At 68.3% G+C, this 13,320-nt stretch carries 13 protein-coding genes and 1 pseudogene; 6 read left to right on the top strand and 8 right to left on the bottom strand.

What is annotated here, in order from left to right:
• Nucleotide 1 precedes the first annotated feature (1 nt).
• Together AC0KTM_RS10275 and AC0KTM_RS10270 are read left to right on the top strand one after the other, a co-directional pair.
• Complete coding sequence (locus tag AC0KTM_RS10275; protein ID WP_238955814.1) at nucleotides 2-754, top strand: hypothetical protein; 753 nt, start codon at nucleotides 2-4, stop codon at nucleotides 752-754.
• A gap of 60 nt (nucleotides 755-814) precedes the next feature.
• Nucleotides 815-2,305 (top strand): FAD-dependent oxidoreductase, encoded by a 1,491-nt coding sequence (locus tag AC0KTM_RS10270; RefSeq protein WP_472415509.1) that lies wholly within the window; start codon nucleotides 815-817, stop codon nucleotides 2,303-2,305.
• Between the two features lie 13 nt (nucleotides 2,306-2,318).
• Here the strand turns inward: AC0KTM_RS10270 and AC0KTM_RS10265 are convergent, their stop codons facing one another.
• Together AC0KTM_RS10265 and AC0KTM_RS10260 are read right to left on the bottom strand one after the other, a co-directional pair.
• Nucleotides 2,319-3,365 (bottom strand): class I SAM-dependent methyltransferase, encoded by a 1,047-nt coding sequence (locus AC0KTM_RS10265; RefSeq protein ID WP_238955812.1) that lies wholly within the window; start codon nucleotides 3,363-3,365, stop codon nucleotides 2,319-2,321.
• Between the two features lie 58 nt (nucleotides 3,366-3,423).
• Entirely contained in the window at nucleotides 3,424-4,605 is a 1,182-nt protein-coding gene (locus tag AC0KTM_RS10260; RefSeq protein WP_472415508.1) for a glycosyltransferase, read from the bottom strand.
• 461 nt (nucleotides 4,606-5,066) lie between these two features.
• Between AC0KTM_RS10260 and AC0KTM_RS10255 the strand changes: the two genes are divergently transcribed.
• Nucleotides 5,067-6,440, top strand: a complete 1,374-nt coding sequence (locus tag AC0KTM_RS10255) for a PPE family protein, SVP subgroup (protein ID WP_472415507.1) — start codon at nucleotides 5,067-5,069, stop codon at nucleotides 6,438-6,440.
• Between the two features lie 99 nt (nucleotides 6,441-6,539).
• Nucleotides 6,540-7,385, top strand: a complete 846-nt coding sequence (locus AC0KTM_RS10250; protein WP_238955809.1) for an MOSC domain-containing protein — start codon at nucleotides 6,540-6,542, stop codon at nucleotides 7,383-7,385.
• Between the two features lie 83 nt (nucleotides 7,386-7,468).
• Here AC0KTM_RS10250 and AC0KTM_RS10245 read toward each other — a convergent pair.
• The 3 genes and pseudogenes from AC0KTM_RS10245 to AC0KTM_RS10235 all read right to left on the bottom strand — a co-directional run.
• Nucleotides 7,469-7,627: pseudogene (locus tag AC0KTM_RS10245) on the bottom strand (glutathione-dependent formaldehyde dehydrogenase); the annotation flags it as partial.
• Nucleotides 7,628-7,707: 80 nt separating this feature from the next.
• A complete protein-coding gene (locus AC0KTM_RS10240) occupies nucleotides 7,708-7,962 on the bottom strand; it encodes a hypothetical protein (protein WP_225328885.1) in 255 nt (84 codons plus the stop codon).
• Between the two features lie 45 nt (nucleotides 7,963-8,007).
• Nucleotides 8,008-9,024: a zinc-dependent alcohol dehydrogenase family protein gene (locus tag AC0KTM_RS10235; RefSeq protein ID WP_472415506.1), complete on the bottom strand. Its 1,017-nt coding sequence runs from the start codon at nucleotides 9,022-9,024 to the stop codon at nucleotides 8,008-8,010.
• Nucleotides 9,025-9,347: 323 nt separating this feature from the next.
• On the opposite strand from AC0KTM_RS10235, the gene AC0KTM_RS10230 reads away from it, so the two are divergent.
• A complete protein-coding gene (locus AC0KTM_RS10230) occupies nucleotides 9,348-9,905 on the top strand; it encodes a CsbD family protein (RefSeq protein ID WP_238955807.1) in 558 nt (185 codons plus the stop codon).
• A 26-nt stretch (nucleotides 9,906-9,931) separates the two neighbouring features.
• Nucleotides 9,932-10,606, top strand: a complete 675-nt coding sequence (locus tag AC0KTM_RS10225) for an IF2 family translation initiation factor (RefSeq protein ID WP_238955806.1) — start codon at nucleotides 9,932-9,934, stop codon at nucleotides 10,604-10,606.
• Between the two features lie 7 nt (nucleotides 10,607-10,613).
• Here AC0KTM_RS10225 and AC0KTM_RS10220 read toward each other — a convergent pair whose 3' ends face one another.
• The 3 genes from AC0KTM_RS10220 to AC0KTM_RS10210 form a co-directional block, all read right to left on the bottom strand.
• Nucleotides 10,614-11,276: a cutinase family protein gene (locus AC0KTM_RS10220; RefSeq protein WP_238955805.1), complete on the bottom strand. Its 663-nt coding sequence runs from the start codon at nucleotides 11,274-11,276 to the stop codon at nucleotides 10,614-10,616.
• Nucleotides 11,277-11,343: 67 nt separating this feature from the next.
• On the bottom strand, nucleotides 11,344-12,117 hold the full coding sequence (locus AC0KTM_RS10215; RefSeq protein ID WP_225328890.1) for an enoyl-CoA hydratase/isomerase family protein: 774 nt from the start codon (nucleotides 12,115-12,117) through the stop codon (nucleotides 11,344-11,346).
• A 58-nt stretch (nucleotides 12,118-12,175) separates the two neighbouring features.
• The gene (locus AC0KTM_RS10210; RefSeq protein WP_472415505.1) at nucleotides 12,176-13,198 is read right to left on the bottom strand and encodes a YhjD/YihY/BrkB family envelope integrity protein; all 1,023 of its coding nucleotides are present in this window, start codon (nucleotides 13,196-13,198) and stop codon (nucleotides 12,176-12,178) included.
• Nucleotides 13,199-13,320: the final 122 nt, after the last annotated feature.

Raw genomic sequence — 13,320 nt, 5'->3', positions numbered from 1 at the left:
CATGGCCGACGACGAACTCGACGATCTCTATGACGTGCCGCCCAAGGATTTCACGGCGGAGCGCGCCAGGTTGACCGCGGCGGCCAAGCAGCGCGGTGACGACGACGCCGCCCAACGCATTTCGGCGGCCAACAAACCGACGACGGCGGCGTGGATCGTCAACCGGCTGGCCCTGCGGCGCAAGGACACCCGGGAGCGTCTGGCCGACCTCGGTGAGCGGTTGCGAGCCGCGCACGCCGCGATGGACGGCGCACGCATCCGCGACCTGTCGGCCGAGCAACGCACGCTGATCGACGAACTCACTCGCGACGCGCTACACGTCGCCGATGTGAAACAGCCATCGGCGTCCGTGCGCGAAGACCTGACCAGCACGCTGCAAGCCGCCATCGCCGACCCGCAGGCGAGGGCGCGGCTGGGCCGGCTGACCCGGCCCGAGCAGTGGTCGGGCTTCGGCGCCTTCGGTGACGCGGCGCCGGGATCGTCGCGCAAGAAATCCCCGAGCCGGCGCGGCGAGAAGCTCGGCGCGGCCGTCGCCGCCGCCGAACGGGCGATAGCCGAGGCCGACGACCGGTTGACCGAGCGGGAAGCCCAGCGCGATGAGGCCCGGCAGCGCCGCGACGACGCCGCAAGGGCGCTGCGGAGAGCCGAGCGGGAACTCGCCAGCGCCGAACACGACTACGACAAGGCCAAGGAAGCCAGCCGAGCCGCCGCCGACGCGCTTAAGGAGGCGAAAGCCCGGTTGACGCAGGGGTGAGCCGCGCGGCGTTTCCCCGTGCCGGGTTGGGGTATCAGCACAGCCGTGACTTCTTTGTGGATGACCGACCGAACCGAACGGCCTTGGGCGGCAAGCCCGCTTGACCGGGGCCCCGCATCCGCCGATGTCATCGTCGTGGGCGCCGGCATCACCGGCCTGATGACGGCGGTACTGCTGGCCCGCGCGGGCAAGGACGTGCTGGTGCTGGAGGCGCGCACGGTGGGTGCCTGTGCGACCGGCAACACGACCGCCAAAATCAGCCTGCTGCAAGGTAGCCAGCTGTCGAAGGTGCTGCCGCGGCACGGCAGGGATGTGGCGCGCGCGTACGTCGACGGCAATCGCGAGGGACAGGAATGGGTGCTGGGCCACTGCGAGGCGCACGGGGTGGCAGTGCAGCGCGAGGATGCCTACACCTACGCCCAGTCGGCTCGGGGTGTGCCGTCGGCGCGCGCCGAACTCAAGGCGTGCCAGGCGGTCGGCCTGCCGGCGGTGTGGGAAGACGATGCCGACTTGCCGTTCGAATATCACGGCGGCGTGCGGCTGCCCGACCAGGCGCAGTTCGACCCCATGCCCTTCCTCGACTCGTTGGCCGTCGAGTTGCTCAATCGCGGTGGGCGGCTGGTCGAGCACACCCGGGTGCGGCGAGTCTCCTCGCGCGGCAAGGGGGTGCGGGTGCACGTCAACGACGCCGCCCAGCAGGACGTCGAACTCCAGGCCGGCCAGCTGGTGCTTGCCACCGGGATCCCGATCCTGGATCGCGGTGGCTACTTCGCGCGGGTCAAACCCAGCCGGTCTTACTGCCTGGCCTTCAAGGTCCCCGGCAACATCACCCGGCCGATGATGATCACCACCGACTCGCCGACACGTTCGGTGCGCTACGCGCCGGTCGCGGACGGCGAGCGGCTGATCGTGGGGGGAGCCGGCCACACCGTCGGTCGCGAGAAGAGCCCGTCCGAAGCGCTCGACGAACTGGCCGCGTGGACGCGCAAGCACTATCCCGGCGCCGTGCAAACCCATTTCTGGTCCGCGCAGGACTACACGCCCATCGACCATCTGCCCTACGTGGGTCCCATCCTACCGAACAACGAAAGCATCTTTGTCGCAACGGGTTTCAACAAATGGGGCATGACCAACGGGGCCGCGGCCGCCTTGGCGCTGTCGAGCCGGATGCTGGGCGGGCGGATGGACTGGGCCCGCGCGTTCGCCAGCTGGAGCCCGCACGAGCTGACGGGCTTGGCGACGGCCCTGCAGGCCAACCTCGAGGTCGGCTTCAACTTGACCAAGGGCTGGATCACCCCGGCGACACGCATCGGGCGCCGCAGCCCCGTCGACGGGGAAGGCGGCGTGGTGAGCGGTCCGCCGTGGCACCTGGAAGCCCGCTGCCGCGTCGACGGTGTCGAGCACCGCGTCTCACCGGTGTGCCCACACCTCGGTGGGATCGTGAACTGGAACGACGCCGACAAGGCGTGGGAATGCCCGCTGCACGGGTCGCGCTTCGCGCCCGACGGCACCTTGTTGGAAGGTCCGGCTACGCGCGACCTGACCGCATAGGCCGCAACCGATCTCAGCCGGTCTTCGCAAAGACGAGCCAGCGCAGCTCGATCGGGCAGTCGTCTCGCTCGACGTCGAACACGTCGATGCCGGTGGCCCATCCCTCGAACCACCCCGTGGGCGGCCACGCCTCGGCGGGCAACCGCGCCTTCTCGTATGCGTAGGCGGAGTCGTCGGCAACGGGCTCGAGAGGCAGCCCGGCCGCCGCGTCTTTCACCTCGTCTCGGGTGAAGATCATGCTGTTGCACTGTTGGCTGAGTTGCACCGCGGCGGCGTCGGGCGCGTAGCCCTCACGGGCCAGGAAGGTGTTGAAGACCAGGTGCCCACCCGGCGCCAGACATTCCGCGGCGAGCTCGAACATGCCGCGCAACTCGTGCGGAGTTCGGAAGTCGGGTACCACCTCCGAGAGCACCATCAGGTGGTAGTCCGCGTGCGCACCCTCCATCGCCGTGAACACGTCGCTTTGGATGACGTTCACGCGCAGCGCTGCACTGTCGGCTTCCGCGCGCATGACGTCGGCGAACTTCGGGGTCATCTCCACCGCATCAACCGGGTGACCGCGGCGGGCCAGGGCCAGGGCGTTGCGTCCGGTGCCCGCGCCGACGTCGAGCACCCGAAAGGCGGTGGGGTCGGCCGCTTGCGCGGCGAGATCCAGCACCCGCGCGTCCGGCTCGGTGCCGAACAGCGGCGGCGGGCGCGCGGCAACCCACTGCTCGTAGTCGGCCTCGATCGTCCGCGCGTCGGCTTGGACGCGGAAGTTCACGCCGCCCGACCCGAACGGGGAGTGGTAGGCGATGACCACGTCGGAGCGGGGGGAGGCCTTGAACGCCTTCGCCAACTCGACTTCCAGCGCGGCCCGCAGCTGCGCGGACTGTTCGGGGGTGTACCAGACGCCCAGCGTGGCGCAGACGTTGCCGCACAATTGCACGTACTCGTCGATCAGGCCCGGCACGGCCGGCACCCTGATCTGGCCCTCGGCCGACGACCGGCGATACATCCGCCGGATGAGCGCTTCGCGCAGCATCAACGGATCGAATGATCCATCCGGCGGTTCCTGCACCAGAACCTTTTACACGACGGGCCGCGTTTGCACCACCGGCCGGCCCGGCGTGCGCCGGTCAGTCCGGCCGCGCCGTGCGGGCGGCGTCTTCGAGGAGATCGGCGGCGCGGGCAACGCTCTGGGCGGGTTTTGTCATTTGGGTGGCGACCTCGCGGGCTCGGCCGAGATAGCGCGCGTCGAGCACGCAGCGCAGGTCCGCGGCCAGTGAGTCCAGGGTGGACTCTGAGAACGCCCGCGCTACGCCGACTTCCAATGCGCTGACGGCCTCGGCCCACATCGGCTGATCGAGCCAGAGCCACAGAATCAGCATGGGCACTCCGGCCCGCAAACCCGCGGCGGTGGTGCCGGCCCCCCCGTGGTGCGCGATCGCGCGGCAGGCCGGAAAGACGGCGGCGTGATTCACCGCCTCCACGATCTTGACGTGATCAGACGGCGGGATGCGGGTGAAATCGTTTGGGCCGCTGCAGATCAACGCCCGCTCGCCCAGGCGCGCACAGGCCGCGCTGATGACGGCGACCGTTTCGGCGGGGGAGGTGACGGGGGTGCTACCGAACCCGAAGTAGATGGGCGGGGCCCCGCCGGCGATCCAGGACAACACCTCGTCGTCGGCATCGCCGGGCATGCCCAGCGTCAGGGAACCGACGAACGGCCGTCGGTACTGCGGGGTGGCCCACCGCTTTGCCAGCTCGGGCACGCACAGCTCGTCATAGGTTTGCACCTCGAGCGTCGGCCCTGTCGACGGTGCGGCTGCCGCGGGCAAACCGAGCGCTGTACGTTGTGCGGCTTCGGCCGCGCTCGTGACGTGGGACTGTAACCAGCCGAGCTCCAGGGCGTCGGCGGGGAAGAAGTGCAGCGCGGCCAGCGGAATGCCGAAGCGCTCAGCGACGTTGGCGGCGAGCCGCTGCTCGTTCATGCCGGCCACCAGGAGGCCGGCATCGGCTGCCAGCGAGGCCAGCGTCTCGCTCTTTTCCGTCCAGATCTGGGTGACACGTTCGATGAGTTGGGGCAAGACGCCGATCGGCTCCTGGACGTTGCGGACGAAGTCGGTGGCCGTATCGAACTGCTCGCGGCTGTCGGGCCCGTAGGCGACCGCGGCCAGCCCGGCCGACTCGGCCAAGGCGAGCTTGTCGGGCGGCACCGCGATCACGACGTCGTGGCCCCGGTGTTGCAGCTCCCGCGCGACGGCGGCGCAGGGTTCGACGTCGCCGCGACTGCCGTAGGCGGCCAGCACACATTTCATCAAAGGACCTCGCTCACGGTGGTGCCACAAATCCAAGCAGAACCGTCGACGCCTAACCCGCTGGGCATGAGACAGCCGTCTGACCACCGCTTTTATCGCCGCTCGGGAGATACGGGCCGCGCCGGGCCGATGGACGAAACCCTCGCGTCCCACTGAGAACGGGCTGAAAAGGATTTGCGCACCACGCGGATAACCCTTGTGAGTTTCCTGAGTCATGCGCCGGTAACCTATCGTTAACCCATCGCAACAACTTCGCTGTATTCGTTAACGTTGGGCCACACCTGCAAACGTGTGAGGCCGACCCCTCAGCAGTCGGGACGGTCTCATTAGGTCGCCTTTCTTCGCGGTACCGGCACTGCCCGAAGGATTGCGATTTGTTTGCTGTTCGGCTGGCTACCCCCATACGACGCGCACCGGAGCCGTCGATGCCCTCGCGGCCATGAGAGCGATCGGAGGAGAACGTGGACTTCGCAGTACTACCGCCGGAGGTCAACTCCGCGCGGATGTACGCCGGTCCGGGGTCGGGACCCATGCTGGCCGCCGCCATGGCCTGGGACGAATTGGCCGCCGCGCTGCAGTCGACGGCGGACTCCTACCAGGCGGAGATCACCGCCCTCACCTCCGGCCCGTGGGTCGGCCCGTCAGCTGCGGCCATGACCGCGGCGATCGCCCCCTATCTGGAGTGGATGCGGACCACCGGCGCCCAGGCCGAAGAAACCGCCACCAAGGCCCGGGCCGCGGCGTTCGCCTACGAGACGGCCTTCGCCCAGACGGTGCCGCCCCCCGTGATCACGGCGAACCGCACCCTGCTGGCGTCCCTCGTCGCGACGAACTTCCTCGGGCAGAACACGCCGGCGATCGCCACCACCGAGACCGAGTATGCGGAGATGTGGGCGCGTGACACCGCGGCGATGTTCGGCTACGCGGGTTCCACGGCGTCGGCGACCACGCTGACACCGTTCGTCCAGCCGGATCAGACCACCAACCCCGGGGCCGACCAATCCGGAGCCGTAGCCCAGGCCACCGGCACCGCCGCCGGGAGCACACGCAACGCGGTTGCCCAGCAACCGTTCTCGGCGGTACCCAACATGCTGACCAGAGCCGCGGTGACTCCAGGCGCCATCGACCCGTCGCCGGTGGAAGCCCTGGACGTGGGTGCCGACCTCATCACGTATTTTCTGGATGCGCCGGGCAGCTTGGTCACGTTCTTTGTCGATGCACCCGCGGCTACGATTGCCCTTCCCTTCGACATCGCCGGCGCGCTGACCGGTTTCCACACCGATGACATCGTCAGCGGCTGGGCCGGGGTGCAGTCCTTCCCGGGGATGGGCGCGGTTCCGCCATCGCCATTCCCCGTCATCACGAACCCCGCGGGCGGATTCGGATTGGCGTCAGCGGGGCTCGGTGAGGCCAACACCGTCGGCGGCCTCTCGGTACCGCCCGGGTGGACGGCCGCCGCCCCGGCGATACGGCCGGCCGCTTTGGCGTTGCCGGCGACCAGCGCCGGCGCCGCCGCTGAAGCCGCTGCCGCAGCCGCCCCCAGCGGCACCGGGAGTCTGTTCGGCGAGATGGCGGTGGCGAGCATGGCCGGGCGCGCGATGGCCGGCACGAGCGCGATGGGTCGGGAGCGAAGCCGGGCCGAGACGGCGAAGGCCGGGCGCGACCCGAAGAAGAAAGACAAGACGGACGAATCCGCAACGACCCCGCAGGTGTCGGCGGGGGGACCGATCACGAGCATCGCCGCCGAGCTGCGCGAGCTGGCATCGCTGCGCGACGCCGGAATCCTGACGCAGCAGGAATTCGAAGAGCAGAAAAAGCGCCTGCTTCCCGGCTGATCCGACCGACCATCGCCCTTGCCGCCCGCGCGTATAGATCAGTGGTGACGCGCTCCGGTTTGAGGCACAGTGGGCAGTGACGCTCGAGTGAAGGTGCCTATGGAGAAGTCGTCGGCCGGCCACGGCCCCGGTGCCGTGCAGATGCGCGTGGCGGCGTTGCTCCGCTACCCGGTGAAGTCCATGCTCGGCGAAACGCTCGATGCCCTGTCGGTCGACGAGCGTGGTGCCGAGGGCGACCGGCGGCTGGCACTCGTGGACGGCGAAACCGGCCACGTGGCCAGCGCCAAGAATCCACGGCTCTGGCGGAACCTCTTGACGTGCACCGCCCACGCGGGCGCCGAGGGCGTGAGCATCAGGCTGCCCGACGGGACGAACGTGGCCTTCGACGACCCCGGTGTCGACGAGCTGATCTCCCGATTGACCGGACGACCGGTCCAACTCGTGGCCCAGCGGCCCGAGGGGGCGACGCTGGTCCGCCCCGATCCGGAGAAACTGCTCGAACTCGGTCTCGACGCCGAGGTCGACGGCCGTATCCTGCGGATCGCCCAGGCCACCCCGGGGGACTCGTTCACCGACGAAGCCCCACTGCACGCGATCACGACGGCAACCCTCGAGCACATCGGTGTGGAGGCTCTGCGGTACCGGCCGAATCTGGTGATCGCGACACCGCCGGACTATCCGCCGTACGCCGAAAACGACTGGGTCGGAAGCGATATCACCGTCGGTGAGGCGCGACTGCGGGTGCTGACCGCCACCTCCCGGTGCGTGGTTCCCACGCTCGAACACGGCGCGCTGCCGCGGGCCCCGCAGGCGCTTCGCATCCCCGCGAAGGAAAACCGGTTGAACACGGGCGGTCACGGGGCGCAGGCCTGCGCGGGCGCCTACCTCTCGGTGGTCACCAAAGGCGTTATCCGCGTGGGGGATCCGGTCAGCATCCAGCCGTAGCCACGGCCGTCGCCCACCCAGATTGCGCAACGCCGTGTCGAGTTCTTCGGCTTGCTCGGCCAGCTCGCGCCAGCCGGCGACGGTCACACTCCTGGCCGCATCGCCACCCGGATGCAGTTGTCCTTCTTGTTCTTGAACAAGTCGTAGGCCCGTACGCCCTCGTCGAGCGGCACGTCGTGGGTGATCAGTTTCGCCGGGTCGAGGTCGCCCTGCTCGACGTAGTCGAAAAGCCGGGTTATGTAGTTGATCACCGAATGGCCGGCGGGCCAACACTTTCCGTGTGGACCACCGCGTTCATGTCTCGCGGTCGCCCGGGGTGTCCTTAGTTTTCCGAGTTCGGTGTGGGGCTTTGCGCGGACTCCCACTTCGCCTCGAGGGACCTTTCCACCGCGGTGCCGGCGGCCACGTCGAGCTGAAAGGTCTCCCCGCTGTCGCTTTCCAGCGTGACGAGGTATCCCGCATCGGTGGAGTCTTTGAACACGACTTTGTAGGGCTGTGCACCGGAGCCGCGGTCAACGGCGATGATGTCGCCAGGGGTGACGTCGTCGATGAGGTCGTTACCGGAGGCTTTGGACATACCGTCGACCGTAGCCGATGTCCGTCCGCCGCCGCCGAGGCCAGGTCAGGGCTGCAGGAATGCCTTGATCGCACGCCGCTCATCCATGGCCCGGTAGGCCTCGGCGACTTGTTCAAGGGGCAGGCGCAGGTCGAAAACCTTGCCGGGATTGATGCGCCCGTCGAGCACCGACTCGATCAGGTCGGGCAGGAAGTGCCGGACCGGGGCGGGACCACCGCGGAGCCCGACCTGCGTCCTGAAGAGTTGCTCGCCGGTGATGCTGACGTCGTGGGGGACGCCCACGAATCCGACGAAGGCGCCGGGGCGGGCGGATTGGATGGCTTGCTGCATGGATTGGCCGGTGCCCACGCATTCCAGCACGGCGTCGGCGCCGACGCCTTCGGTCATGTCCTTGATGACGGCGATACCGTCGTCGCCGCGCTCGGTGACGATGTCGGTGGCGCCGAACTCGCGCGCCAGCTTCTGTCGGGGCTCGTGGCGGCTCATCGCGATGATCCGCTCGGCGCCCTTTTCGCGGGCGGCCAGCACCGCGCACAATCCGACCGCGCCGTCACCGACGACGGCCACCGTCATGCCGGGAGCGACGTTGGCCGCTTCGGCGGCGAACCACCCGGTCCCCATCACGTCCGACAAGGTCAGTAGGTCCGGAATCGAGTCCTGGTCGGGTTGGTCGGGGAGTGCGACCAGGCTGCCGTCGGCCATCGGGATGCGCACCAACTCCGCTTGGCAACCGCTCATCAGCACCCCATGCACACACGAGGTTTGAACTCCGTTGCGGCAGTTCGGACAGGTGCCGTCGGACGCGAAAAAGGATCCGATGACGAACTCGCCGGGCTTGACCGAGGTGACCTCGCTACCAACGGCTTCGACGACGCCGCAGTATTCGTGACCGAACGGCTTGGGCTCGGGAACGGGGTTGATGCCGCGGTAGTCCCAGAGATCCGAGCCGCAGACGCAGGTGGCGGTGGTGCGGACGATGGCGTCGGTCGGGGCGACGATCTCGGGATCCGGGATGTCCTCGAAACGGACATCGCCGGCGCCGTAAATGACAGCTCCTCGCATAATGCCTTCCCTCTCGCGGCGGTGGCGGCCGACCTACCCAAATCGATGGGTTTCAACCGCGCCTGGACGCCATTGATGTTCCGCATCCGTCGAGTTGGACTCGATGGCCATGCCGGCAAGGGTAACGCCACGCCCGTCTTTCGCGCACGGCAAGGAGCCTTTGCGGCGAAAGATGTTGAGGCAGTTACCGATTCACGACCGCCGACCGCGGCGATGACGTCCTGGCGATCAGTGACCCAGTTCACGTCGTGTTTGATCGGCCGGGTCCGTGGAATCCCCATGCGTGAACGAACGTTCTTGGCCAACGCCTCAAGGAGATTTCGATGAGTAAGCACAACAAGGCCGACGAAGCGCGTAGGGGCCTGATCGATTCGGTCAAAGGCAAAGCCAAAGAGGTCGTCGGCGCCGTCACGGGCAATGATTCGCTGACCGCCGAAGGGCAGCTCGAGCAGACGCAGGCGCACGAGCGCAAAGAAGCGAACGCAACCGAGGCGGTCGCCGAGGCCCAGGCCCAGCAAGCGCGGGATGACGCGGCCGAAGCGAAGGCGGACGGCGCCCAGCAACGCCTGGCGGCGAACGCCCACGCGGTTGCCGCGGAGGACTCGATCGAAGCCCGACAGGCCGCTCAGAAGCGCGCGGCCGACCAGGCAGCGCAACGAAGCGCCGCCTCGGAACAAACTCGGGCTGAGCTCGACGCACAGCAGCAGATACAGCGGGCCCGGGCCGACGAGCGAGAGGAAATCGGTGAGGCGACGCAGGACGTCGTCGATGCCGCCGCCCAGCATCAAACCTCGGTGCAGGTGGCCGCCAACGAAAAAGCGGAGGCCGATCGCCTTCGCCACCATGCCCGGAACGTGTCCGACGAAGCCGACCTGCCCTGAGGGCGGGCCACGTACAGGAGAAGATGATGAAGATATCCGACGCCCCGTTGGCAGTTCTGCGGTTTCACTACCAACTCGCCCGGTTCCCCTTGCAGTTGATCGAGGATCGGGTCGTCACCCGGATCCCGGCGGAAGCGCGTGCGCGACTGCTCTATGAGCGCTCGCTCGGCATGCTTGACAGCACGGTCGGGAATGCGCTCGGCGACCCGCAGCTGGTCGAGCGGGGAACAGCGCTCGTCGAACGCAGCGACGCGCTGGGACGTGCCGCGCAGCTGGACGCGACCGCCGCGGTCAGGAAGAAGGAGGCCGACGCGAAGTTGACGGCTGCTCGTGACGAGGCGATCGAGGAACGTCAGGAAGCGCAGGCGGCAACGGCTCAGGAGATCGCGCAGGCGCGCAACGCCGCCGAGGACCGCAAAAGGCAAGCGGCACAGTCGGCCCAGAAGAAGAGCGCCTCGGCGAAGCAGCGCGTCGACGAGGTGGCCACCAAGCAGAAGGACGCGGTCGAATCGGCCAAACGACAGGTGGAGAACAGGACTCAGGCCGCCGAGCGCGCCGCGTCCAAGGCTTCCGCCGCCAAACTCGATGAGGCCGAGGACAAGCTAGGCGAGGCCGCCGACAAGCGCGCCGAAGCGGATCGTGTCGCGGAATTGGCGGCCGCCGAAAAGCAAGAACGGCAGGAGCAGCGGGCGAACGACTGACCGCGGCTCAGGTGCGCGGCGCAGTTTGGTTGACCTTGTCGGCCGCGAACGTCGCGGCCTGGGCGGTCATCCCGGCGTCGATGTAGGACACGTGCGCCATGATGTTGCCGCCGCCGGAGCAGATCGGGTCATCGGGGGCGCACAGGCTGATGGTCTTGGCGCCGTAGGCCGGATTGATCGTCGGGAGCGGTTGGCCGCCCCACAACATGGTGGAGAAGCCGCTGGTGGGTTCGCCGAAGAGGGCGACGGCGGTCACATGATCGGCCGCCGAGGCGGGCAGCGAGTTGGTGGCGAGGTCGATCACCGTCGAGCCCTGCGAGTATCCGCCGAGCACGATCCGGGAGTTCGGGCAGTTGGCCACGGTGTCCTGGATGTGAGCGCTCGCGTCATTGGCGCCGGCGTTCGCGCTGTTGTGGTAGTCGTCGTTGGCCGGGTAGTTGACGGCGTAGACGTCGACGGACCGTCCGCCGAGCTGCGACGTGAGCGAGTCGACGAATGCCTGGCCGATGTTGCCGAGGCCGGGCTCCTGGTGGGTGCCGCGGGCGAAGACCACCGAGACGTCCGAGCATGGATCGGCGGCCGCGGTAGGAGCACCGATGGGTGCACTCAGCGCCGCCCACGCCGTCACCATCGAGATACCAACGAAGCGAGCAAGTCTGCGTGCATTCATCCCCGAATCCTGACACATGCTCCGCCCCGACGGTGGCGGTGGCCGGTTCTGCGGGATCCGTGACGCGTCAGCGGCCACGCCACTGCGGTTTGCGTTTCTCACCCCACGCCCGCAGACCCTCCGCCACGTCTTCGGTCGCGCCGGCCACCTTGCGCATGGTCTCCCCGAAGCGCACCGACTCGATCCAGCCCATGTCCGCGGTCCGCCAGGCCACCTCCTTGGTCGCCCGCTGGGCCAAGGGCGCGGCCTCGGTGAGGGTGCGGGCCCAGGCCTGCGCTTCGGCCTGCAGTTGGTCGGGCTCGACGAGTCTCCAGACCAGGCCGACCTCTTTCGCCCGCTCGGCGCTCATCGGTTTCCCGGTCAGCAGCAGTTCCATGGCGTTGGCCCAGCCCACCCGCTGCGGCAGCCGGATCGCCCCGACGATGGTGGGCACCCCGATCGAGACCTCGGGGAAACAGAAGGTGGCCTCGGTGCTGGCGATGACGAAGTCACAGAACAACACGCCGGTCACGCCGTAGCCGATGCAGGGACCGTGCACGGCGGCGATGGTCGGCTTGAAGAGTTCCATGCCGCTCTCGAACGAGTTGATTGTCGGTTTCTCCCAGAAGGTGCCGCCGAACGTGCCGACGGAGCCCTCGCCGTCCTTGAGGTCGCCGCCGGCGCAGAAAACGCTGCCGTTGGCCGTCAGGATCCCGACCCAGGCGTCCAGGTCGTCGCGGAAACGATCCCACGCGGCGTTGAGGTCCTGGCGCAGCGCGCCGTTGATGGCGTTGCGCGCCTCCGGGCGATTCAGCGTGATGGTGGCGACGTGATCGTGCAGCTCATAGGTGACCAGGCTCATGACTGCAGACTATTGCGCCGGGCACAGCGAGCACGCCATCAGCCGGGGCGAACCGTCCTCATGGCGCGCGGGAGTGGTGAGAGTCGTCGGAAACCCCAAGGCGCCCAACGGCCTTCGCGGGCATCCGCTTGACGTCATCGAACCGCACGCTGACACGCTCGAAGGCCTTGACGCGTTCGGCCTTGACTTTCTTGGTGTAGGTCCTGCGGTCGGCCGGTGTGAGGTCCGCGTCGTCGCTGAACGCGCTGAGCAGCGCGCGCGGGTACAGCTTGTCCACCAAGACGACGTTCACCTCGGCGCACAGCACCAGCGCCATCGACGCGAGGAACAGAAAGGCCAACGCCCCCAACACCAGTGCGAACACACTGTTGGTCGCGCTGGCCCGCTTCACGGTGTGCGCAACGTAGCCCGCCCCGAACCACTGCAGCATCTGCCAAATCAAGGCCGCGGCGACCGCGCCGGGCAACACCTGCCGGTAGGTCAGTGCCCGCGCGGTTGTCACGCGGAAAGCCACCAGGCAGATCAACGCGTTGATCGCGACGGCGGCGAGCGCGAGGCCGACGGTTTCGGCGATGCCAACGGCGCCGGCGGCGTGTCCGGCCGCGGCCAACACGGTGGCCGCGATGGCCGCCGAACCGAGCACCAACAGCAGCAGGGCGCTCCGCAATCGGGACCGAATGGGGTTGGGCCGCTTGTGCTTCGGGACCGCCCACACCGAATCCATCGCGTTCTGCAGCGCCTGTCCCACGCCCAGCCCGCCGTAGAGCGCCCCGAGCAGGCCCACGACCACGCCCACCGTGCCCCCGCTGAGCCCCTCGGGGTGATGCAGCTGGCTGCCGAGGACCGGGAACTGGCTCAGCGTGCTGTGCAGCACCTGCGCCTGTAGATCGGGTCGGCCGGCCAGCACCACTCCCAGCGCGGTGGTCAGCAGCAATAGCAGCGGGAACAGGGATACCAGGCCGTAGTAGGTGAGCAGTGCGGCGAGGTAACCGCCTTGGTCGTCGTTGTATTTGTAGATGACGGCGACGATCACGCCGACGGTTCGATTCCGCCGCTGCAGCTCGTCTAACCAACCGACCATCGCCGATCACGTCCCCCGCACAAGCCCACAACAATTCGCTCGCGAGGTCATACCCGAATTCGGCTGCCGTCAATCGTGCTGGTCGCCGTGGGGTTTTGGGGCGCCGCCCGGGGTGGGGTGCC

Source organism: Mycobacterium sp. NTMscope_Eco_3, from assembly GCF_976985685.1.
This window is presented reverse-complemented; position numbering and strand designations above follow the sequence as displayed.

What these genes read in the sequence shown, in the direction of transcription:
- AC0KTM_RS10225 (WP_238955806.1), top strand. Translation starts at nt 9,932, where the DNA reads ATGAAGATATCCGACGCCCCGTTGGCAGTTCTGCGGTTTCACTACCAA.
- AC0KTM_RS10270 (WP_472415509.1), top strand. Translation starts at nt 815, where the DNA reads ATGACCGACCGAACCGAACGGCCTTGGGCGGCAAGCCCGCTTGACCGG.
- AC0KTM_RS10275 (WP_238955814.1), top strand. Translation starts at nt 2, where the DNA reads ATGGCCGACGACGAACTCGACGATCTCTATGACGTGCCGCCCAAGGAT.
- AC0KTM_RS10210 (WP_472415505.1), bottom strand. Translation starts at nt 13,198, where the DNA reads ATGGTCGGTTGGTTAGACGAGCTGCAGCGGCGGAATCGAACCGTCGGC.
- AC0KTM_RS10230 (WP_238955807.1), top strand. Translation starts at nt 9,348, where the DNA reads ATGAGTAAGCACAACAAGGCCGACGAAGCGCGTAGGGGCCTGATCGAT.
- AC0KTM_RS10260 (WP_472415508.1), bottom strand. Translation starts at nt 4,605, where the DNA reads ATGAAATGTGTGCTGGCCGCCTACGGCAGTCGCGGCGACGTCGAACCC.
- AC0KTM_RS10240 (WP_225328885.1), bottom strand. Translation starts at nt 7,962, where the DNA reads ATGTCCAAAGCCTCCGGTAACGACCTCATCGACGACGTCACCCCTGGC.
- AC0KTM_RS10250 (WP_238955809.1), top strand. Translation starts at nt 6,540, where the DNA reads ATGGAGAAGTCGTCGGCCGGCCACGGCCCCGGTGCCGTGCAGATGCGC.
- AC0KTM_RS10220 (WP_238955805.1), bottom strand. Translation starts at nt 11,276, where the DNA reads ATGAATGCACGCAGACTTGCTCGCTTCGTTGGTATCTCGATGGTGACG.
- AC0KTM_RS10215 (WP_225328890.1), bottom strand. Translation starts at nt 12,117, where the DNA reads ATGAGCCTGGTCACCTATGAGCTGCACGATCACGTCGCCACCATCACG.
- AC0KTM_RS10235 (WP_472415506.1), bottom strand. Translation starts at nt 9,024, where the DNA reads ATGCGAGGAGCTGTCATTTACGGCGCCGGCGATGTCCGTTTCGAGGAC.